This is a genomic window from Stenotrophomonas sp. GD03877 (assembly GCF_029840555.1).
GTDB lineage: Bacteria > Pseudomonadota > Gammaproteobacteria > Xanthomonadales > Xanthomonadaceae > Stenotrophomonas > Stenotrophomonas geniculata.
The window spans coordinates 65,469-85,314 of the sequence record NZ_JAOCCT010000014.1; the positions used below are offsets into that span (position 1 = coordinate 65,469).

At 65.7% G+C, this 19,846-nt stretch carries 19 protein-coding genes; 11 read left to right on the forward strand and 8 right to left on the reverse strand.

What is annotated here, in order from left to right:
• Nucleotides 1-24: 24 nt before the first annotated feature.
• Together N5D20_RS12305 and N5D20_RS12310 are read left to right on the forward strand one after the other, a co-directional pair.
• Nucleotides 25-660, forward strand: a complete 636-nt coding sequence (locus N5D20_RS12305; RefSeq protein WP_197579075.1) for an NAD-dependent dehydratase — start codon at nt 25-27, stop codon at nt 658-660.
• Nucleotides 660-1,367 (forward strand): YafY family protein, encoded by a 708-nt coding sequence (locus N5D20_RS12310; protein ID WP_197579076.1) that lies wholly within the window; start codon nt 660-662, stop codon nt 1,365-1,367. The genes N5D20_RS12305 and N5D20_RS12310 overlap by 1 nt, the downstream gene beginning before the upstream one ends.
• Nucleotides 1,368-1,406: 39 nt before the next feature.
• Here the strand turns inward: N5D20_RS12310 and N5D20_RS12315 are convergent, their stop codons facing one another.
• Nucleotides 1,407-2,894 (reverse strand): S1 family peptidase, encoded by a 1,488-nt coding sequence (locus N5D20_RS12315; RefSeq protein ID WP_191863376.1) that lies wholly within the window; start codon nt 2,892-2,894, stop codon nt 1,407-1,409.
• 353 nt (nt 2,895-3,247) lie between these two features.
• Here N5D20_RS12315 and N5D20_RS12320 point away from each other — a divergent pair, with 353 nt between their 5' ends.
• Nucleotides 3,248-3,634, forward strand: coding sequence for a VOC family protein (locus N5D20_RS12320; RefSeq protein WP_019336706.1), 387 nt, complete (start codon nt 3,248-3,250; stop codon nt 3,632-3,634).
• Between the two features lie 121 nt (nt 3,635-3,755).
• On the opposite strand, the gene N5D20_RS12325 is transcribed toward N5D20_RS12320, so the two are convergent.
• The 4 genes from N5D20_RS12325 to pdhA are packed head-to-tail and all read right to left on the reverse strand — an operon-like array spanning nt 3,756 to nt 7,632.
• The gene (locus tag N5D20_RS12325; RefSeq protein ID WP_197579077.1) at nt 3,756-5,138 is read right to left on the reverse strand and encodes a dihydrolipoamide acetyltransferase family protein; all 1,383 of its coding nucleotides are present in this window, start codon (nt 5,136-5,138) and stop codon (nt 3,756-3,758) included.
• Nucleotides 5,135-5,488, reverse strand: a complete 354-nt coding sequence (locus N5D20_RS12330; RefSeq protein ID WP_005411349.1) for an SH3 domain-containing protein — start codon at nt 5,486-5,488, stop codon at nt 5,135-5,137. The genes N5D20_RS12325 and N5D20_RS12330 overlap by 4 nt, the downstream gene beginning before the upstream one ends.
• Before the next feature lies 1 nt (nt 5,489).
• Nucleotides 5,490-6,557, reverse strand: coding sequence for an alpha-ketoacid dehydrogenase subunit beta (locus N5D20_RS12335; protein WP_019338598.1), 1,068 nt, complete (start codon nt 6,555-6,557; stop codon nt 5,490-5,492).
• Nucleotides 6,550-7,632, reverse strand: a complete 1,083-nt coding sequence (gene pdhA / locus N5D20_RS12340) for a pyruvate dehydrogenase (acetyl-transferring) E1 component subunit alpha (RefSeq protein WP_019338597.1) — start codon at nt 7,630-7,632, stop codon at nt 6,550-6,552. Before pdhA ends, N5D20_RS12335 begins: the two co-directional genes overlap by 8 nt.
• Before the next feature lie 336 nt (nt 7,633-7,968).
• Between pdhA and N5D20_RS12345 the strand changes: the two genes are divergently transcribed.
• The 4 genes from N5D20_RS12345 to N5D20_RS12360 all read left to right on the forward strand — a co-directional run bounded on the left by N5D20_RS12345 (nt 7,969) and on the right by N5D20_RS12360 (nt 12,491).
• Nucleotides 7,969-8,844, forward strand: a complete 876-nt coding sequence (locus tag N5D20_RS12345; RefSeq protein WP_019338596.1) for a tryptophan 2,3-dioxygenase family protein — start codon at nt 7,969-7,971, stop codon at nt 8,842-8,844.
• A gap of 181 nt (nt 8,845-9,025) precedes the next feature.
• Complete coding sequence (locus tag N5D20_RS12350; protein WP_043399407.1) at nt 9,026-10,525, forward strand: oligopeptide:H+ symporter; 1,500 nt, start codon at nt 9,026-9,028, stop codon at nt 10,523-10,525.
• A 19-nt stretch (nt 10,526-10,544) separates the two neighbouring features.
• Nucleotides 10,545-11,150: a thioredoxin family protein gene (locus N5D20_RS12355; protein WP_049411763.1), complete on the forward strand. Its 606-nt coding sequence runs from the start codon at nt 10,545-10,547 to the stop codon at nt 11,148-11,150.
• Nucleotides 11,151-11,351: 201 nt separating this feature from the next.
• Nucleotides 11,352-12,491, forward strand: coding sequence for a hypothetical protein (locus N5D20_RS12360; protein WP_197579078.1), 1,140 nt, complete (start codon nt 11,352-11,354; stop codon nt 12,489-12,491).
• A 31-nt stretch (nt 12,492-12,522) separates the two neighbouring features.
• Here the strand turns inward: N5D20_RS12360 and N5D20_RS12365 are convergent, their stop codons facing one another.
• Together N5D20_RS12365 and N5D20_RS12370 are read right to left on the reverse strand one after the other, a co-directional pair.
• Nucleotides 12,523-13,578: a PDDEXK nuclease domain-containing protein gene (locus N5D20_RS12365; protein WP_197579079.1), complete on the reverse strand. Its 1,056-nt coding sequence runs from the start codon at nt 13,576-13,578 to the stop codon at nt 12,523-12,525.
• A gap of 379 nt (nt 13,579-13,957) precedes the next feature.
• Nucleotides 13,958-14,452 (reverse strand): MarR family winged helix-turn-helix transcriptional regulator, encoded by a 495-nt coding sequence (locus tag N5D20_RS12370; protein WP_050815698.1) that lies wholly within the window; start codon nt 14,450-14,452, stop codon nt 13,958-13,960.
• Nucleotides 14,453-14,581: 129 nt separating this feature from the next.
• Between N5D20_RS12370 and hppD the strand changes: the two genes are divergently transcribed.
• Nucleotides 14,582-15,694: a 4-hydroxyphenylpyruvate dioxygenase gene (hppD, locus tag N5D20_RS12375; protein ID WP_019338590.1), complete on the forward strand. Its 1,113-nt coding sequence runs from the start codon at nt 14,582-14,584 to the stop codon at nt 15,692-15,694.
• Nucleotides 15,695-15,796: 102 nt separating this feature from the next.
• The gene (hmgA, locus tag N5D20_RS12380; RefSeq protein WP_010482677.1) at nt 15,797-17,104 is read left to right on the forward strand and encodes a homogentisate 1,2-dioxygenase; all 1,308 of its coding nucleotides are present in this window, start codon (nt 15,797-15,799) and stop codon (nt 17,102-17,104) included.
• Nucleotides 17,105-17,382: 278 nt separating this feature from the next.
• On the opposite strand, the gene N5D20_RS12385 is transcribed toward hmgA, so the two are convergent.
• Nucleotides 17,383-17,919: a hypothetical protein gene (locus N5D20_RS12385; RefSeq protein ID WP_197579080.1), complete on the reverse strand. Its 537-nt coding sequence runs from the start codon at nt 17,917-17,919 to the stop codon at nt 17,383-17,385.
• 125 nt (nt 17,920-18,044) lie between these two features.
• Here N5D20_RS12385 and N5D20_RS12390 point away from each other — a divergent pair, with 125 nt between their 5' ends.
• Together N5D20_RS12390 and N5D20_RS12395 are read left to right on the forward strand one after the other, a co-directional pair.
• Nucleotides 18,045-18,677, forward strand: coding sequence for a hypothetical protein (locus N5D20_RS12390; RefSeq protein ID WP_279914401.1), 633 nt, complete (start codon nt 18,045-18,047; stop codon nt 18,675-18,677).
• A gap of 74 nt (nt 18,678-18,751) precedes the next feature.
• Entirely contained in the window at nt 18,752-19,717 is a 966-nt protein-coding gene (locus N5D20_RS12395; protein ID WP_197579082.1) for a sodium:calcium antiporter, read from the forward strand.
• The last annotated feature ends 129 nt before the right edge of the window (nt 19,718-19,846 follow it).

Genomic DNA, 19,846 nt, shown 5'->3' on the forward strand with positions numbered 1-19,846 from the left:
CAGAATGCCGCAGTGGAGGTGGTGATGCGCGTGATGTTGCTGGGGGCGACCGGGCTGGTCGGCGGGCTGACCCTGTCCAGGCTGCTGGACGACCCACGCTGCAGCGCCGTCGTGGCGCCCACTCGCCGCCCGTTGGGCGTAACTCTCGGGAAGCTGGAGAACCCGGTGCTGGCCTTCGATGCGTTGCCGGCCGCACCGGAGTGGGCGCGAGTGGATGCGGTCATCTGCGCACTGGGCAGCACCATTGCCCAGGCTGGCAGCCGCGAGGCTTTCCACCGCATCGATCATGACTACCCGCTGGCGTTCGCGCGGCTCGCACAGGCACAGGGTGCGCAGATCTATGTGCTGAATTCCGCAGCCGGTGCCAACCCGCAGTCGTCGATCTTCTACAGCCGGGTGAAGGGCGAGCTGGAGCGCGACCTTCGCGCGTTGGGCTTCAATTCGTTGACCCTGGTCCGCCCAGGGCTGATCGGGGGCGAGCGCAGCGAGGTCCGCCGCGGTGAGCGCCTCGCATTGAAGGTGCTGGGCGTGCTGGGGCCGGTGCTGCCGCGGGCGTGGCGGATCAATCCGGCCGCTGAGATCGCCAAGGCACTGGTCGAGGCCGCGCTGGCCCCGCAACCGGGCGAGCACGTGGTGGCATCGCGCGCGCTGGTCGGCTGATGTCACGTGCGCTGCGCCTGACCCAGTTGCTGCAGCTGCTGCGCCGTCATCGACGTCCGGTGGCGGGGCAGGCGCTGGCCGACGCGCTGGGCATCAGCTTGCGCACGCTGTACCGCGATATCGAAACCCTGCGCGAGCAGGGCGCTGACCTGCGTGGCGAGGCCGGCGTCGGCTACCTGCTGGCACCGAGCGATACCTTGCCTCCCATGACCCTGCCACCGGCCGAGATCGATGCGCTGGTGCTGGGCCTGCGCTGGGTCGCCGCCCGCACCGAGCCGGCGCTGGCCGAGGCTGCGCGTGACGCCCTGGCGCGTATCGCGCATGTGTTGCCTGCGGCGCGCCGCGAAGCGCTGCGTGACAGTGGTCTGCGCGTGGGCCCTTCGCGCGCTGGGAGCAAGGTTCCCCCCGCGCGCCTGCAGGCCGTGCGTGAAGCCGTGGGTTCGCAGCAGCGATTGAAGTTCGGCTACGAAGACGCGCAGGGCCAGCGCAGCGAGCGCATCGTCTGGCCGTTCGCGCTGGGCTATTTCGACGAAGTGCCGATGCTGGCGGCGTGGTGCGAAGGCCGCGAGGACTTCCGGCATTTCAGGCTGGACCGCATCCGCCAGGTGCGTGTGCTGGAGGATCACTACCGCGTGCCACGCGCCACCCTGCTGCGGCGCTGGCAGAAAGCACAGGGCATCGCACCGGACTGGCTGGATCGTTCGTAGCCACAATGAGGAATGGCGCTGTGCATCAACGTGGTGGGCTTACACAGCTGGTTGGCTATGTGCCGGGGAGGTCGGGGTGGTACAGGTAATCGTCGACTCTATGGCCTGGGTTACGAGGCCCGACGCATCTTCCAAGAATGTCCTGACTCTCGAAACTTGGGGTTCACCAGGTTTACTGGGTGTACAACCCCAGGTGAAGGTGATGGGAGATGGAATGTTCTTGTCGACTTTGGCGCGCCCCCCGATGCAGATCCATCCGGCGGGACACGTCACGACCTCGAGGTTGATGTATACCGGAAACCTCGGATACCCACTGAAGTTCATCGTGGCAGTAACGCTGGCGCCTGTTCCAGACACGTTTGGAACGCTGTCCAGCTGAAATGGCTTCGTCAGGGTAGCGACGCCCAGGGTGGACATTCTCTCTATGGGCATGAAGAAAAGGTCATTCTCCCAAGGAGAGCCATCGTTTCCCCTGCCATGAACAAGGCCGTAGGCGGAGTTGCCGGCATAGACGGGACCACCACTATCGCCGCCTTTGTTCATCACGGTTCCATCAAGGCTGACGACTTGGACGTAGGTGCCGGCTTCCCCCTTCCAGTTGGCTGCGAACTCTGCGTCTTTGATGGATCCGCATGTGCGACCGGTCGTTACGCCGAACTTGCAGACCGTTGTGCCTGGTGTCATGTCGGCAAGTGATGCCTCATCGGTTATCGCCAGCTTTTCCCCATCGACAATGATTTCGTTCGACTGGGAGAAGATGACGCCGCCACGCTGCTGTGCACCCCACTGAACGTCGTAAGATCCTTTGTTGCGTTCACTCTTGAACAGAATGCGAGCGGTTGGGTTGCGTTGATAATTGTCGTTGTCACAGTGACCGGCAGTGGCCAAGCCTAGTTCGCGAGTTGCAGTTTCGACCACGTTGAAGCCTGCTGTGCAGAGTTGCTGCTGGTAGCCCTCCAGTCGCCGCCCGCCCGCCACAGTGTTTGTTGGCTCTATGAAACCTGTGGTCTCTTTTACGCGGATGAAGTCGACGACGGAGAGAAGATTGGAAAGTCTGGCGCGTACGGCATCGGGATCGCGTACATATACCTCGACGATGGAATTCTTTATGTCTACCGTGGCCGCAAATTCGATGCCCGCCTTGACGAGCTGCTCGGACACTTCCGCCTGGGTGGCGCGGAGAAGCTCGAGAGAGCGTGGCGAATTTTCCGCGACGTAGAGGCGATCTTTGGTATAGGCAGATAGCTGGCCCGAGGCATCGCCAGTGAACTTCACGACGATCCTGAATTCAGGGGAGTGCTCGATGTAAAGGCCGGCGAACGTCTCAGGCTTCTCCCTCTGAAGCCGTGCGCTGAGTTTACCGGCGGCCCGTTCCGCATCCATTCGTTGCGCGGCTTCGAACGTGCCTATGTGCATGGTTTCCGCGTAGTGCTGTATTGCCACATCCTTGGGGGCGTCGTCCGCAAAGGCGGGAGAAGCGGTGATGATGGCTGCCAATAACGGGAGATATCTGCGTATTGTGGTCATGAACTTTCCTTTTCATGTGTATTATGTGAAATTGCGTTCCGTCTGCATTTGACTCTAAATCACTTCTGTCTGTTGCAACTGGTAACTGCGTCTCCCTTTGATTGGTCCGGGGGGCTCCAAAAGAGCGAAGGTTCATCGCCGACGACAGCTCCCATCATGACTTGGCTTTGCGATATGTCGCGAGATCACAGTGGGTCGCCTGTTTTTCCATCCGATGGCGGAAATGCCCGCAATACGCGAGATGTTCGAACGACGATCGACTCTACCCGGTCGACTTCATCTGCTTGATCTACTGACAGAATCTGTCAGCAGACGTGTTCCACCATGATCGCTCCCTACAACGGAGCCTCCCCATGTTCACGCCCAGCACCCTGCTGCAGTACGTGCGCGACGTCGCCACCAGCGCCACCTTCTACAGCGGCATCCTCGGCAAGCCGCCGGTCGAACAGTCGCCCGGGTTTGCGCTGTTCCTGCTCGGCGATGGCGCCGCACTGGGCCTGTGGCAGCGCGACGATGTGCAACCGCCGGTGTCGGCGCAGGCCGGCGCGGCGGAACTGGCGATGGTGGTCGCCAACCCCGTCGCCGTGCAGCAGACGCACGATGCGTGGCGCGCGCTCGGTGTGGAGATCCTGCAGGCGCCGGTGACGCTGGAGTTCGGCCACACCTTCGTCGGAGCGGATCCTGACGGGCACCGCCTGCGTGTCTACAGCCGCGCCGAGGGTATGGTCGCTCGCGATTGATCGCGGGCATTTTGTGGATCCACGCCATGCGTGGATGCGAGCACAAAAAAACGCCGGGCAGTGCCCGGCGTTTTTCCCGTTCATGTGCCAACCAACGGTTGGCACCCACCGATCAGCTGGATCAGCTGGCCAGCGCCAGGTCGTCCATCATCGCGCGCAGGAAGCGTGCGGCTTCACCACCCGTGGCTGCACGGTGGTCGAAGCTGACCGACAGCGGGATGACCTTGTGCGCTTCCACGCCGCCCATCACCGGGGTCATCTGGTGGCGGGCGCGGCCGGCACCGACGATGGCCACGCACGGCGGCACCACGACCGGGGTCGCGTAGCGGCCGGCGAACATGCCGAAGTTGGACAGCGAGATGGTGTAGCCGCTCAGTTCCGAGGCGGCGATCGAACGCGATTCCACCTGCTCGCGCAGGCGGTTGACGCCCTCGCGGATGCCACGCGCGTCGAGCATGTCGGCATTGCGCAGGGCCGGCACGAACAGGCCGTCGTCGGTGTCCACCGCGATGCCGATGTCCACCTGCGCGTGCAGGGTGCGGGTCAGCGCTTCACCGTCGAACCAGGCGTTCATCGCCGGCACCTTCTGCGCGGCGACCACGATCGAACGCACCAGGCGGGCGGTGACGTCGTTACCCGGCAGCCAGGCGTGGATGTCGGCGTCGTCGTTCAGCGTGGTCGGCACGACCTTGCTGTGCGCGTCGGCCATGACGCGGGCCATGTTGCGGCGCACGCCCTTCAGCGGTTCCGGCTGGCCCTTGGCGACCACGCCCGGCGGCTGGGTGCGCATCGGCTTGCCGGCGGCGGACAGCGGAGTGCGGGCTTCGCTCTGCACCGGGGCAGACACCTGCGCCGGGGCCGGCGCGACATACGCGGCGGCAACCGGTGCCGGAGCAGCGCCGAGCTTGGCGGTGCCGTTGGCGGCAGCCTGCTTGACGTCGGCCATGGTGACCGCGCCATCGGTGCCAGTAGCGGCCACGCGGCTCAGGTCCACGCCCAGCTTGCGCGCCATCGCACGCACGGCTGGCACGGCCTTGACGCCACCGACGGCCAGTGCCTGTTCGGCGTGCACGGCGTTGGAGCTCTGCATCGCGCCGACCACGGTACCGGCGTCATCACGCTCGGCCGCGGCGGGCTTGGCTTCTTCCGCGACCACCGGTGCGGCTGCGGCAGGCAGCGGCGGCGGGGTCGGCGCGGTCGGTGCAGCGTGGCCATGGCTGTGGCCGGTGTCCTGGCCATCGGCACGCTGCGGCAGGTTCGGGTCCAGTTCGAAGCTGGCCAGCACCGAGCCGGTCGGGATGATGTCGCCGGCGCCGCCGGACAGTTTCAGCACCTTGCCGGAGAACGGCGAGGGCACTTCCACCACGGCCTTGGCGGTCTCCATCGACACCAGCGGCTCGTCCAGCTTGATCACATCGCCTTCCTTGACGAACCACTCGACGATGGTCGCGTCCGGCAGGCCTTCGCCCAGGTCGGGCAGGTTGAAGTTCTTGGTCTGGCTCATTTGCAGTTCTCTTCCAGCAGTTCCAGTTCGCGGGCCGGCAGCCAGCCCGTCGCGCCATTGGCGCGCTCGGACCACCACCACCCACCGTGTTCGTGATGAAGCTTCACCATCTCGCCACTTTCCACATCCAGCTCGCGGGCGTCGTAGTCGCACAGGGCTTCGGCGCGACCCTCGTCCAGCAGCTGCAACCAGGCGATGGGCGCCCATCCAGCGCGCCCATCGTTGGTGCGTACCCAGGCAAACGCCGGCCATTCCTCGTCACGGACACCTACTTCGACGATCTGGCCGGTGTGGAACCGGAGCGGGTTGGGATACTGGCTGCGGTAAGCCCCCAGAAGGCGGGCCCGCATGTCAGCCGGCCGCCACCGCGCGCTTGGCTGCAGCCACGATCCGCTCAACGCTCGGCAGGTACTTCATTTCGAGGCGGAACAGCGGAATGTGGGTGTCGTAGCCAGTGACGCGTTCGACCGGCGCCAGCAGGTCGTAGATCGATTCCTCGGCCAGGCGCGCGGCGATCTCGGCGCCGAAGCCCGCGGTCTTAGGGGCCTCCTGCACGATCACGCAGCGGCCGGTCTTGGCCACCGATTCGGCGATGGTGGCGAAGTCCAGCGGGCGCAGCGTGGCCACGTCGATGACTTCGGCACTGATGCCTTCGCCGGCCAGCTTGTCAGCCGCTTCCAGTGCTTCCTTCACCTGCGCGCCCCAGGTCACCAGGGTCACGTCGGTGCCATCGCGCAGCACGAAGCAGACGTCCAGCGGCAAGGCTTCGCCGTCGTTGACGACCACTTCCTTGTACTGGCGGTAGATGCGCTTGGGCTCCATGTAGATCACCGGATCCGGTTCGCGGATCGCGGCCAGCAGCAGGCCGTACGCACGCTGCGGCGACGACGGCAGCACCACGCGCAGGCCCGGCACGTTGGTGAAGATCGCCTCGTTGGCTTCGCTGTGGTGTTCCGGCGCGCGGATGCCACCGCCCCACGGCACGCGCAGCACCATCGGGCAGTGCAGGCGGCCACGGGTACGGTAACGCAGGCGTGCGGCGTGGCAGACGATATGGTCGACCATCGGGTACATGAAGCCATCGAACTGGGCTTCTGCCACCGGCTTCATACCCTGCGCGGCCAGGCCGATGGTCAGGCCGGCGATGGTGGTTTCATCCAGCGGGGTGTCGAGGATGCGTTCGGAACCGAAGCGCTGCTGCAGGCCGGCGGTGGCGCGGAACACGCCGCCGTTGACGCCCACGTCCTCGCCCAGCACCAGCACCGACGGGTCGTGCTCCAGCTCCCAGGCCAGCGCCTGAGTGATGGCTTCGATGAGGGTGATCGGCGTGGTGGTCATGCTCTCTTCTCCGCGCGCGACAGCAGCGCTGTCGGCGGCGTTGGTGTGCGCGCCGGGCGCGCCGTTCTTGATCTCATCCATGGCGCTTCTCCAGGGCGATCGCCTGGGCACGCTGGGCCAGCAGGTCCGGCGGCGGATCGGCATACAGGAAGTCGAACATCGCCTCGACCGGCTGCACCGGCGTGTTGAGGTACAGGTTCACTTCCTCGTCCACGCGCGTGCCGCACTCGGCAACCCAGGCGGTTTCCTCTTCTTCGCTCCACACACCGGCGTTGATCAGGTACTTGCGCAGGCGCAGCATCGGCTCGCGCTGCCAGGCATCCTTCACCTCGGCGTCGTCACGGTAGCGGCGCGCGTCATCGGCGGTGGTGTGGTCCGACAGGCGGTAGGTCATCAGTTCCAGCACGGTGCCACCGTCGCCGGCCAGCGCACGCTCGCGTGCCTGCTCCATCGCCGCCAGCACGGCGATCAGGTCGTTGCCGTCCACCTGCAGGCAGTGCAGGCCGCCGGCCAGGCCCTTCTGCGCCAGCGTTTCGGCACCGGTCTGGGCCGAGCGCGGGACCGAGATGGCCCAGCCGTTGTTGACGATGCACAGGATCAGCGGCAGCTTGTAGGCGCCGGCCGAATTCAGTGCCGCGTAGAAGTCGGTCTTGGAGCTGCCGCCGTCGCCGCACACGGCCACCGCGATCTGCGGTTCCTTGTTGAGCTTGAACTTCAGCGCGGCACCTGCGGCGTGCAGGCACTGGGTGGAGATCGGCACGCAGAACGGGAAGTCCTTGGCCGCGTTGCCGCCGTAATCGTTGCCGCGTTCGTCGCCGCCCCAGTACATCAGCACGTCGTGCGGGCGCACGCCGCGCATGAACATCGCGCCATACTCGCGGTACGACGGTGCGAACACGTCGTCCTTCTGCATCGCAGCACCGATGCCCACGTGCGCAGCCTCGTGGCCCAGGCAGGCGGCATAGGTGCCGAGCTTGCCGGTGCGCTGCAGCGCGATGGATTTGCTGTCGAACGTACGTACGAACAGCATCTGCTTGAACAGCGGTACCAGGACCTTGGGGTCGCGCAGCGACGCGGGCAGGTCATCGCGGACGAGCTTGCCGTCCGCGTCCAGGTACTGCAGGTATTCGATCTTGAATTCAGCGGCAACCGTCATTGCGTACTGCACCTTCGACAGAGAAGTTACAAATGATATGAATCGCCATGTTAAGGAACGCGTACGGAATAGCCTTCCTGCGCCGCAACACGGCAACGCCCTGTTTTACCCCTGCCGGCGGGTGGGGGGCCAATAACAACAACGTATTCAGTCGTTGCTGCAAAGCATCAGAATACGCCTCTGGCTGACTGCTGGCGCAACGACCCGATCGGTTCCACGCGCAGGCCCCGCATCGGCCAATGCTCCACGGGGCACCGCACGCCCCGGTATGGACGGCGCGGCTGCCCGCGCGGCTGGCAACGCGCTACCCTTGCCGCCCCCGATCTGGCCGCACCCATGTCCGTCGACAACAACCAACGCGATCTCGAAGCCGGCATCCACACCGACCTGCAGGGGCGCCTGACCTACGGCGGCTACCTGCGGCTGGACCAGCTGCTCAGCGCGCAGCAGCCGCTGTCCAACCCGCCGCACCATGACGAGATGCTCTTCATCATCCAGCACCAGACCTCGGAGCTGTGGCTGAAGCTGCTGGGCCATGAGCTGCGCGCCGCAATCGGCTTCCTGCAGCGCGATGAAGTCTGGCAGTGCCGCAAGGTACTGGCGCGCAGCAAGCAGGTGCTGCGCCAGCTGACCGAGCAGTGGTCGGTGCTGGAAACGCTGACCCCGTCCGAATACATGGGCTTCCGCGACGTGCTGGGCCCGTCGTCGGGTTTCCAGTCGCTGCAGTACCGCTACATCGAGTTCCTGCTGGGCAACAAGAACGCGCAGATGCTGCAGGTGTTCGAGCACGATGCGGCCGGACAGGCGCAGCTGCGCACCGTGCTGGAGGCGCCCAGCCTGTACGAGGAGTTCCTGAAGTACCTGGCCCGCTTCGGCCACGCCGTACCGGCCGTGTATGAAAACCACGACTGGACCCAGCCGCATGTGGCCGACGACGCACTGCAGCCGGTCTTCGAACGCATCTACCAGGACACCGACCGCTACTGGCGCGAGTACGCGCTGTGCGAGGACCTGGTGGACCTGGAGACCGCCTTCCAGCTATGGCGATTCCGACACATGCGCACCGTGATGCGGGTGATCGGCTTCAAGCGCGGCACCGGCGGCTCGTCCGGGGTGGGCTTCCTGGCCAAGGCGCTGGAACTGACCTTCTTCCCCGAGCTGTTCCAGGTGCGTACCAGCCTGCAGGCCGGGCCCCCGTCAGCGCAGGGCTGATCCGTATTCAGCTTGGATCCCGGCCACTGGCTGGATCGTTTCAGATGCAAGTTCAGCGAGCAGGCTGGCACCTGCCTCAAACGGCGTGTATTTGACGTGAACGCCAGAAGTCGGTGATCCTCGCGCGTTGCTCCAACTGCACAGCGGACGTGCTCGTCATCCACCGAACCAGGAAACCCGCATGAGCGTAAACGCCACTGCGAACACCCCAGAGCCGGCGCTGCCGGACTTCAAGACCACGCTGGGCCACCCGCGCCCGTTGTGGATGCTGTTCATGACCGAGTTCTGGGAGCGCTTTGCGTTCTATGGCATCCGCTGGGCCTTGGTGCTGTACATCGTTGCCCAGTTCTACAACGGCAGCGCTGCCGGTGAAGGCGACGCCAGCCGCATCTACGGCGCCTACCTGGCCCTGGTGTATGCCGCAGCCATCTTCGGTGGCTACGTGGCTGACCGGGTACTGGGCTATCAGCGATCGATCCTGACCGGCGCGATCATCATGGCCGCCGGCCTGTTCATGATCTCGCTGCCGCAGGAGCACATCTTCAAGCTCGGCCTGGCCACGATCATCGTCGGCAATGGCCTGTTCAAGCCGAACATCTCGACCATGGTCGGCAAGCTGTACGGCCTGAAGGACGAGCGCCGCGATTCGGGCTTCACCATCTTCTACATGGGCATCAACATTGGCGCGATGATCGCCCCGGTGCTGACCGAGTACCTGGCCCGCAAGGTCTTCGGTACCGATGCCATGCCGTCCTACAAGGTCGTGTTCATCGCTTCGGGCGTGGGCATGCTGATCTCGCTGGTGTGGTTCTACATCGGTCGCGCCGGCCTGAAGGGCATCGGTGCACCGCCGGCCGGCGCTGAAGGCTTCGGCCGCATCATCATGGTGCTGGCCGGTGCCGTGGTCGCCATCCCGGTCGCGTACTTCCTGCTGGCCACCGGCGCCACCGCGCTGGCCTGGATCCTGGGTGCGATGTTCACCGCGCTGGCCATCCTGCTGCTGGTCGAGGGCATCCGCGAGGGCAAGGTGCAGCGCGACCGCGTGATCGCCATGCTGATCATCTTCGCCTTCAACGTGATGTTCTGGATGTTCTTCGAACAGGCCGGCAGCTCGTTTACCTTCCTGGCCGAGAACATCGTCAACCGCCAGTTCGGTGAATGGACGTTCCCGACCGCGTGGTTCCAGTCGGTCAACTCGGTGGCCATCATCACCCTGGCCCCGATCATCGCCTGGATCTGGGTGGCCATGGGCCGCGCCAATCCGTCCATCCCGCGCAAGTTCGGCCTGGGCCTGCTGTTCAATGGCGCCGCCTTCGCCCTGCTGATGTACGCGCTGTCGCAGATGGTCGTGGACGGCAAGATCCCGTTCTGGACCCTGTTCATGGTCTACGTCATCCAGTCCGTGGGTGAGCTGTGCCTGTCGCCGATCGGCCTGTCGATGGTGACCAAGCTGGCCCCGGTGCGCCTGGTCGGCTTCGGCATGGGTGGCTGGTTCCTGTCCACCGGCATCGGCAACAACCTGTCGGGCATCTTCGCCGGCGTGGTCAGTGGTGAAGGCGGCATGACGGTCGAGTCGGCCCTGAAGGGGTATACCTTCGGGTTCTGGGCCCTGATCGGCTCCGGCGTGGTGCTGTTCCTGATCGCCCCGCTGATCAACAAGCTGATGCACGGCGTCAAGTAACGATGAGAGGGTAGAAGGCATGCGCATGAAGCTCGGTGGAGCAGTGGTGGTGGTCTGTGCGGCGCTGATCGGCGCCTGTTCCCAACCGCAACCGCCTGCCGCCGCCGAGCCTACGCAGCCGCTGGATACCCGACCCACCGAGCCACCGGTCGCTGACCCCAGCGAACCGGTGGCCTCGGGCAACACCCCGGTGGCGGCGGATATTGCCGCCATCGCCGGGCTCGGCGCGCAGTTCGACCCGGCCCGCAACCCCGCCGACGATCTGGCCACCGCCAAGGTGGAAGCCCAGCGCGGCAAGAAGCGCATCCTGCTCGAGGTCGGCAATGCCGCCTGCGATCGCTGCCGGGCGCTGGACGAGCTGGTGGAAGGCAACGGTGATCTGCGCCGCTTCCGCGATGCCCACTACGTGTGGGTAAAGGTCAACGCCAGCGACGAACAACCCAATACCGCTTTCTTCGCCCAGTTCCCGATGATGGAGCGCGACTACCCGTACCTGCTGGTGCTCGATGCCGATGGCGGACTGCTGGTGTCGCAGGCCACCGGCGAGCTGCGCAAGGGCGAAGCCTTCCAGCCCGCGCGCGTGACCGCGTTCCTCAAGCAGTGGGCACCTGACAAACCGGAATAGGGTAGTGCCGGTTGCTGGCCGGCATGCTCGGCAGGTGCCGACCGTTGGCCGGCACTGATGTCGGGTCGCATCCACGCATGGCGTGGATCTACTGTGGTTGCGGTCACATTCCCGAAATCGGCATCTCAATATCGCAACGCGCTCGCCGTTACCGGCAAGGACCTCAGTCGACACCCGTCGATGCAACCTACCGGAACGCCCATGCACAGCGACCACGCCGAACGACTGCCCGAACCTGCCAGTACTCTGGCCGAAGGCGAAGCAGGCGAGGGTGTGACCCTGCCGCCGCAGGAGGCGCTGCTGGATGACGCCGGCACCGGCGAGGACAGTGTTGAACTGGTGCCGCCGCGCCATCGCCTGCCGCAGATCGCGCTGCCCGACAACGTGGTGTTGAAGGGCGCGGTGCAGAAACTGGTCGAGCAGAAATCACGGCTCGATGCATTGGCCGCCGACGGCCAGCTGGCCGGGTTGCTGCCGCCGGAATGGCAGGGCCATGGCGTGCGTGCGATCGAACTGTCCACCTTCATCCAGGGCGTGTTGCCGTTCCTGCAGCCGGGCGAGCGTGGCGAGACCGCGCCCGCGCGCCTGCCAGTGCGCCATGTGCTGGGGGACGACAGCCGCTGGGGACTGGACGATGTGCCCGAACCGAAATCGCTGGCCTGGTACCTGGCCAGTGATGAGCGCGCCACTGCGGGCAGCAAGGACGTCGCGGAGGCGTACCTGGTGGGGGCGCTGGGCCTGGCGTGGATGCAGGAAGGACGCAGCCGCCCTGGTTTCCTGCGTGCGATGGGCCAGGACAGTCTGGCGGCGCGAGTGACCATGCTCGGCTATCCGCCGGCCAACGAACTGGCGCTGTACAGCGTCACGGCGCACGGCCAGCCGCAGATCTGGTGCGTGCGCGGCCGCCGCCGCATGCGTCCGTTGGTAGCGCCGTGGCTGAGCGTGCCGGTGCTGACCGCCTACGGCGTGCCGGCCCCGGTGGCGTGGCCGTCCAGCTTCCCGCCGGTGGAGGCCGTGGCCGAGCTGCTGGCCACCGCACGGCAGGGGCGCGCGCTGCCGGAAGTAGATCTGGCCAAGGCCGTGGCGAAGATCGCCGAAGATGCCGCATCCGATGCTTGGCAGCCGGTCAGCCTGCTGCAGCTCAACACCTGGTCGCCGCGTTGGCACTTCTTCCTGGGCACCTTCGTCGGCCTGCCGTCGCTGTTGCTCGTAGCTGCCGCGCTGGCGTTGCCGGGGGCAGTCGAAGCGGCCACGGTTTCCGCCTCGCTCGGCTTCGCCGGAGGTGCCATTGCCGCGCTGGCGGTGCCGTGGATCCATGCGCGCCGCAAGCATCTGAGCTGAGGCGTGGGCGCCATCCACGCACGGCGTGGATCTACAGGGAGCTGGGTGCCGCGGTCTGCAGCTGTTGCCTGGCCCGCTCCATGGCGGTCTGCAATCTTTGCTTGAGGACCTCACGAGAGGGCAAGGTGGTCAGGTATTCCGCAACATGGATGCCTGAGCGGTCCAGCTCCAGCAATTCGATCTGGCCGGCCTTCTTCCCTGTGCAGAGGATGATGCCCAACGGCGCCTGCTCGCCGTCCTCACGTTCGTAGCGGTCCAGCCATCGCAGATAGAGTTCCATCTGCCCTTTGTAGGCGGGCTTGAACTCGCCGATCTTCAGTTCGATGGCGATCAGCCTGCGCAGGCGGCGGTTGTAGAACAGCAGGTCCAGGTGGAAGTCATCACCGTCGATCTGGATGCGTTTCTGGCGGGCGACGAAACTGAAACCCGTGCCAAGTTCGAGCAGGAAGCCCTGCATCTCGCGAAGGATCGCGCTTTCAAGGTCCTGCTCATCCCAGCTGTCCTTCAGGCCAAGAAAATCCAGTACGTAGGGATCACGCAGTACCAGCCCTGGAGACAGCTGCTGGTTGCCGCGCAGTGCTGCCAACTCTTCGGCGATGGTCTGCTCGGGTTGACTGGAAAGCGCCGTGCGCTCGTACAGCATCGAATCGATGCGCTGGCGCAATGTGCGCACGCTCCAGCCCTCGGTGGCGGCCATCTGCGCATAGAAGTCGCGCTTGAGCGGATCCGCCAGTGGGATCAGCGCGATGAAGTGGGTCCAGCTCAATTGTCGTATCAGCGATACGACAATCTGCTCATCTGCAAATGCAGTGGAGAACTGCACCATCCTGCGCAAGCTTTTCTCACCGAAGGAGGTACCGAACTCGGCGGACAGCGCCTTGGCTATCCGGGGGAAGAGGACCTCTCCGTAGCGCGCACGTCGCCCAGCCATCTGGTCCACATGGATGCGACGCCCGATTCGCCAGTACAACAGAGTGAGCTCGGTGTTGATGGTCCTGTGCGTCCTGCTGCGCGCCGCGCAGATCAGCTCTCTGAGATCGGCCAGCAATTCCTGGCCATGCGGCAGCGTTGAACGCGAGTCATCCATGAGGGAGCCCGTCCGATGTGGATCCATGGCCGGGCTGATACCCGTTGAACGCTTACCGTCAGGCCGTACACACGGACAGTCCAATAGGAGAACTCACTGGAACAGCCCGTTTCGATACACCAGCCTCGCGGAAACGGGCCGTATCAGGCCAATGCGGAAATGCCGCCGGGCGAGGGCGACACTTCAGGACGGGTTCTGCGGGAAGTGAATGTGTCCGATGGCCTTGTTTGTGGCCGGCCCACAGCCCGCCAAAGAGCGGGTCCCGTCAGATCAAAGGTGGCGGACGACAATCGCCCAGCCGCTGTTCCGCTACCGGCCAGGGTCGGCTCCCGCGACTTGGGGCCCAAAACGGCTTGATCCCCACCGTCCCCTTTTTCTTTCAGACCCCTTCGCCCATCCGCTCCAGGCCGTCACCGGCCAGGCGAAGGATCAGCTTTTCCAGCACCTGCTCCTCCTCCTCGCTCAGCACCGACATCAGCTTGCGGGTGATCTCGATCACCATCGGCGCGATGGTCTCGTAGACCTCGAAGCCGGCTGCCGACAGCGCCAGCACCGAGCGGCGGCGGTCGTCGCCGTGGGTCTCGCGCTTGATGAAGCCGCGTTCCAGCAGGCGGGCCACAGCGCGGCTGACCGCCACCTTGTCCATCGCCGTGCGGTCGGAGACCTCGCTGGCCGAGGAGCCCGGGTACAACGCCAGGATGGTGATGACCCGCCATTCGGGAATCGCCAGACCGTAACGATCGCCGTATAGCTTGGCGATGTTGCCGCTGACCCGGTTGGACAGCACGCTCAGCCGGTACGGCAGGAACTGTTCCAGGTCGAGCAGGACGTGCGAGGCACGCAGGCGGGTCGAGGCGGGATCGGCGGGGCTCATGTTGCGGTGCACCTTGCTGGTGGTTTCAAGTGTAACTATAAGGGGTAGGTCCAGACCCTGCATTCTCGCCGGGTCCCTACCTGCCCGCACCTGGTTTGTACCGATGCGGTACCGATTCGGAGCCACGCCATGAATACCGCAGTCCCGACCGCCTCGCACCCCAACCCCGGCATGCAGGTCACCACCTTCGAGAACCCGATGGGCATCGACGGCTTCGAGTTCGTCGAATTCGCCGCCCCGGCCGGCCGTGGCCAGGAGCTGCACGAGTACTTCCGGAAGATGGGCTTCAGCGCGGTGCTCAAGCACAAGCAGCGTCCGATTACCGTCTATCGCCAGGGCGACGTCAACTTCCTGGTCAATGAAGACCCCGATTCGTTCGCCGCCGACTTCGCCGAGAAGCACGGTCCGTGCGCCTGCGGCTTCGCCATCCGCTTCAAGAAACCTGGTCAGGAGGTCTACCTGACCGCACTGGGCAACGGTGCCGAAGCCATTGCCTTCAAGCCGGACAGCAAGGCGGTCAGCGCCCCGGTCATCAAGGGCATCGGCGATTGCATGCTGTATCTGGTCGACCGCTACGGCGCGGCCGGCAGCATCTACGACGGCGACTACGAGCCGATCGCCGGTGCCGACCTGCACCCGGTGGGCTTCGGCCTGACCTTCATCGACCACCTGACCCACAACCTGTACTTCGGCAACATGCAGCAGTGGTCGGACTACTACGAGCGCCTGTTCAACTTCCGCGAGATCCGCTACTTCGACATCAAGGGCCTGAAGACCGGCCTGGTGTCCAAGGCGATGACCGCGCCGGACGGCATCGTGCGCATTCCGCTGAACGAATCGTCCGACCCGAAGAGCCAGATCAACGAGTACCTGGACGCGTACAAGGGCGAAGGCATCCAGCACATCGCCTGCTTCACCGAGAACATCTACGAGACCGTTGAAGCCATGCGCGCGCAGGGCGTGGATTTCCTCGACACGCCGGAGACCTACTTCGATGTGATCGACCAGCGCGTGCCGAACCACGGTGAAGACGTGCCGCGCCTGGCGAAGAACAAGATCCTGATCGACGCCGATCCGGAAACCCACCAGCGCAAGCTGCTGCAGATCTTCACCCAGAACTGCATCGGCCCGATCTTCTTCGAGATCATCCAGCGCAAGGGCAACGAAGGCTTCGGCGAAGGCAACTTCACCGCGCTGTTCGAGAGCATCGAGCGCGACCAGATCCGCCGCGGCGTGCTGTAAGGTCATCGGTAGCGCCGGGCCAGTCCCGGCGCCTGCCCATCTGTAGAGCCGGGCCATGCTCGGCTGCTTTCCGTTCCGGTCTCGCCGTACCCAGGAGCCCCCATGTCCCCCGCCATCACCGCCCGCGGCTACCAGTCCGGCTTCGGCAACGAATTCGCCACCGAGGCCGTCGCCGGCGCGCTGCCGGTCGGGCAGAACTCGCCGCAGAAGGTGGCCCACGGCCTTTATGCCGAGCAGCTGACCGGCACCGCCTTCACCGCGCCGCGCGGCAGCAATCGCCGCAGCTGGCTGTACCGGATCCGTCCGGCGGTGACCCATGGCGAGTTCACTCCATTTGCGCAGTCGCAGCTGCAGTGTGATTTCGGCGCACAGCCGGCCTCGCCGAACCAGCTGCGCTGGAGCCCGCTGCCGCTGCCGGAGCTGCCGACCGACTTTGTCGAGGGCCTGTACACGATGGGTGGCAACGGCTCACCCGACGCGCATGCCGGTGTCGGCATCCATCTGTATGCGGCCAACCGCGACATGGTCGGCCGCTACTTCTACGACGCCGACGGTGAACTGCTGATCGTGCCGCAGCTGGGCGCGCTGCGCCTGCTGACCGAGCTGGGCGTGATCGAGATCGAGCCGCAGCAGATCGCGGTGATTCCGCGCGGCGTGCGTTTCCGCGTCGAACTGCCCGATGGCCCGAGCCGCGGCTACATCTGCGAGAACTACGGTGCGCTGCTGAAGCTGCCCGACCTGGGCCCGATCGGTTCCAACGGCCTGGCTAATCCGCGCGACTTCGAGACCCCGCATGCGGCGTTCGAGGATGTGGATGGCGACTTCGAACTGATCGCCAAGTTCGAAGGCCGCCTGTGGCGTGCGCCGATCGACCATTCGCCGCTGGACGTGGTGGCCTGGCACGGCAATTACGCGCCGTACCGCTACGACCTGCGTCGCTTCAACACCATCGGATCGATCAGCTACGACCACCCGGACCCGTCGATCTTCCTGGTGCTGCATTCGCCCAGCGACACGCCGGGAACCAGCAACATGGACTTCGCGATCTTCCCGCCGCGTTGGCTGGTGGCGCAGAACACGTTCCGCCCGCCGTGGTTCCACCGCAACATCGCCAGCGAGTTCATGGGCCTGGTGCATGGCGCCTACGATGCCAAGGCCGAAGGCTTCGTGCCGGGTGGCGCGTCGCTGCACAACTGCATGAGCGGTCACGGCCCGGACGCGCCGACCTTTGACAAGGCGTCCAATGCCGATCTGTCCAAGGCCGATGTGATCAAGGACACGATGGCCTTCATGTTCGAGACCCGTGCGGTGATCCGCCCGACCGCACAGGCGCTGGCCGCCGGCCACCGCCAGGGCGATTACCAGCAGTGCTGGAACGGCCTGCGTAACAACTTCCGGTCGTCCCGCTAGCGTGGTGGGTGCCGACCTTGGTCGGCACAGATCGTGATCGCATCCACGCATGGCGCGGATCTACCAACCGCTGCCTTGGTGGGTGCCGACCGTTGGTCGGCACGGATCTTGATCGCGTCCATGCATGGCGTAGATCTACCGGTTGCCGTTCCTGGTAGGTGCCGCTCTTGGTCGGCACGGATCCTGATCGCATCCACGCATGGCGTGGATCTAGCGAAAGGCGGTCGTGATGCAGTAGGTCCACGCCATGCGTGGATGCTCTCCGCCGGAACTTGCGCTTACGCCACTTCGGCGAACGCCTCGCAATGCTCCAGCGGCAACGCCTCCAGCAGGCGCTGCCGCACGCGTTGGCAATAGCCCTCCGAGGTCAGCCCGGGCAGCATCTGCATCGCTGACTGCAGCCGCTGCAGCACCTCTTCTTCCGCACGCGCCTGCTGCAGGTCACGGAACAGTGCTGCCGCCTGCGGGTGGCGCTGCATCTCCAATATGCCCAGCACGTAGATGCGCGCGGCCACCAGCGAGCGGCGACGTTCGATCGCGGGTGTAGCAGGCGCCGCTGCCGGTGCTGTGGGCACCGACGCTACCGCGGCTGCGGGCGACGGTGCCGGGGCTGTGGCGCCAGTGCCGGTGCTCAGGTATCCCGCCTGCACCAGCTGGATGACCATGGCCGGTGCTTCCTGGCCGAGCAGGCCGGTCAGGTCGGCAACGGTGCGCTGGCCGTCGCACAGGATCAGCAGCCGGCGCTGGCGCATGTCCAGCGGCGCGCGGTGGGCCTGCAGCGCGGTTCGGGCGAGATCGGTCTTGCGCGGTTGCATGGAAGGGACAGCCAGGTCGGTGCTCGCCGAGCCTGAACGAAGGCGATGAAACCGCGATGACAATGCAGCATCTGCACGTGTGCTGCGCTAGCGTGCAGCTACCTTCGTGCCAGGGAACCGCACCGATGAAGCACCTTCCGATTGCCGGTCTGTTGTTGCTGTCACTTGCCGCTTGCAACCGCACGCCTGAGACACCTGCTGATGCCTCGGCCAAGGGCGCTACGCCGGCTGCTGCCACAGCTGATGCCGATCTGGCGACCCAGTCGCCGGCCGATCCTCGCACCGACAGCCCGGCGCAGCTGGATGGCTTCGCCGGCGTAAAGCTGGGCGCTGGCATTGCCGAAGTCCGCAGCGGTTTCGGGAAGCCCCTGCAGGGGCTGGGCACCGATGCCGCCGGCAAGCCGCTGCCGGCTGACGATGGCAACGATGGCTGTTACTTCCTGCGCCCGCAGGATGCCGAGGACCTGCGCCCGATGATCGAAGGCCGCAAGCTGGTGCGTTACGACGTGCGCAGCGCCGCCATCACCGCACCAGGCGGCGGCAAGGTCGGCATGACCCTGGGTGAGCTGCAGGTGCTGTACCCGGAGCGGGCCGATGTCGGCCCTGACAAGTACGACGAGAAGGCCCAGCACCTGCGCGTTCGCCCGGCGCAGGAGGGCGGGGCGGTGATCGACTTCGCGCTCGGTGCCGATGGCCGGGTGGGTGCCTGGCGCGTCGGGCAGACCCCGCAGGTCGATTATGCGGAAGGGTGTGGCTGATCCTTGATCCACGGCCCAGCCACGCGTGCGGGCCAAGCGTAGAATCGCGCCACCACTGCTGGGGGGAGTGCTCGATGATCGCCATTGCCATTGCCTGGTTCCTGCTCGGCCTGCTGCTGCTGGCGCTGGGCGGGGACTCCATCGTCAAGGCCGTGTCCGGCCTGGCCCAACGTTTCGGGGCCAGCCCGTTCACTGCCGGGCTGCTGCTGCTCGGGGTAACCACCTCGTTGCCGGAACTGGCCGTCAATGCGCGCGCGCTGGCGGTGGGCCAACCGGAGCTGGCCCTGGGCAACGCGGTGGGCAGCAGCATCGTCAACCTGGGCCTGACCCTCGCCGTGGCGGCCATGGCTGCGCCCCTGCTGCTGCGCGCATGCCTGCAGACGGTGCTGTGGTGGTCGCTGCTGGCGGCCGGCGTGCTGCTGATCCTGTTCGGTCTTGATGGCGGCCTCGCACGCTGGGAGGGCGGCGTACTGCTGGCCGGCTTCATCGTGGTGCAGGTGCTGCTGCTGCGCCGTGGCCGCGGCGAAGGCGCGGCGGTGCAGGCGGCCATTGCCGAATCCGCGCTGAGCCGCACGAGCCTGCCGTTGAACGTGCTGCGCGTGCTGATTGCCGCGTTGACGCTGTACTGGGGCGCGCGCCTGGTGGTGGGCGCCGCCGCGGACTTCGGCGTAGCCCTGGGCTGGACGCCCCTGCTGGTCGGCCTGCTGCCGGTGGCGATCGGCACCGCACTGCCGGAGGTGGCCACCGCCATCGCCGCCGCACGTCGCGGGCATGGCGACATGGTGCTGGGCCACGTGCTGGGTTCCAGCGTGGTCAACCTGCTGCTGGTGATTGGTGCGATGGCAGTGCTGCAGCCGCTGGCGTTGCCGGCCTCGTTCGTGCGCCTGGAGCTGCCGGCGCTGCTGGCGTTCGCGCTGGTGCTGTACCCGATGCTGCGTGGCGATCTGAAGATCAGCCGTGGCGAAGGCGTGATCCTGCTGGTCGCGTTCGTCGGCTGGTTCGTGCTGGAGCTGCTGCTGGTGGGCGCCCCGTCGTTGTAGATCCACGCCATGCGTGGATGCGGTTGTTTCCGTGCCGACCAACGGTCGGCACCCACCACCGATCTCCCGGTGGGGGCCAACCACCGATCACCTGGTGGGTGCCAACCTTGGTTGGCACTCGCGAAAACA

Coding starts and splice junctions, on each gene's coding strand:
- N5D20_RS12305 (WP_197579075.1), top strand. CDS start 25: ATGCGCGTGATGTTGCTGGGGGCGACCGGGCTGGTCGGCGGGCTGACC.
- N5D20_RS12310 (WP_197579076.1), top strand. CDS start 660: ATGTCACGTGCGCTGCGCCTGACCCAGTTGCTGCAGCTGCTGCGCCGT.
- N5D20_RS12315 (WP_191863376.1), bottom strand. CDS start 2,894: ATGACCACAATACGCAGATATCTCCCGTTATTGGCAGCCATCATCACC.
- N5D20_RS12320 (WP_019336706.1), top strand. CDS start 3,248: ATGTTCACGCCCAGCACCCTGCTGCAGTACGTGCGCGACGTCGCCACC.
- N5D20_RS12325 (WP_197579077.1), bottom strand. CDS start 5,138: ATGAGCCAGACCAAGAACTTCAACCTGCCCGACCTGGGCGAAGGCCTG.
- N5D20_RS12330 (WP_005411349.1), bottom strand. CDS start 5,488: ATGCGGGCCCGCCTTCTGGGGGCTTACCGCAGCCAGTATCCCAACCCG.
- N5D20_RS12335 (WP_019338598.1), bottom strand. CDS start 6,557: ATGGATGAGATCAAGAACGGCGCGCCCGGCGCGCACACCAACGCCGCC.
- pdhA (WP_019338597.1), bottom strand. CDS start 7,632: ATGACGGTTGCCGCTGAATTCAAGATCGAATACCTGCAGTACCTGGAC.
- N5D20_RS12345 (WP_019338596.1), top strand. CDS start 7,969: ATGTCCGTCGACAACAACCAACGCGATCTCGAAGCCGGCATCCACACC.
- N5D20_RS12350 (WP_043399407.1), top strand. CDS start 9,026: ATGAGCGTAAACGCCACTGCGAACACCCCAGAGCCGGCGCTGCCGGAC.
- N5D20_RS12355 (WP_049411763.1), top strand. CDS start 10,545: ATGCGCATGAAGCTCGGTGGAGCAGTGGTGGTGGTCTGTGCGGCGCTG.
- N5D20_RS12360 (WP_197579078.1), top strand. CDS start 11,352: ATGCACAGCGACCACGCCGAACGACTGCCCGAACCTGCCAGTACTCTG.
- N5D20_RS12365 (WP_197579079.1), bottom strand. CDS start 13,578: ATGGATGACTCGCGTTCAACGCTGCCGCATGGCCAGGAATTGCTGGCC.
- N5D20_RS12370 (WP_050815698.1), bottom strand. CDS start 14,452: ATGAGCCCCGCCGATCCCGCCTCGACCCGCCTGCGTGCCTCGCACGTC.
- hppD (WP_019338590.1), top strand. CDS start 14,582: ATGAATACCGCAGTCCCGACCGCCTCGCACCCCAACCCCGGCATGCAG.
- hmgA (WP_010482677.1), top strand. CDS start 15,797: ATGTCCCCCGCCATCACCGCCCGCGGCTACCAGTCCGGCTTCGGCAAC.
- N5D20_RS12385 (WP_197579080.1), bottom strand. CDS start 17,919: ATGCAACCGCGCAAGACCGATCTCGCCCGAACCGCGCTGCAGGCCCAC.
- N5D20_RS12390 (WP_279914401.1), top strand. CDS start 18,045: ATGAAGCACCTTCCGATTGCCGGTCTGTTGTTGCTGTCACTTGCCGCT.
- N5D20_RS12395 (WP_197579082.1), top strand. CDS start 18,752: ATGATCGCCATTGCCATTGCCTGGTTCCTGCTCGGCCTGCTGCTGCTG.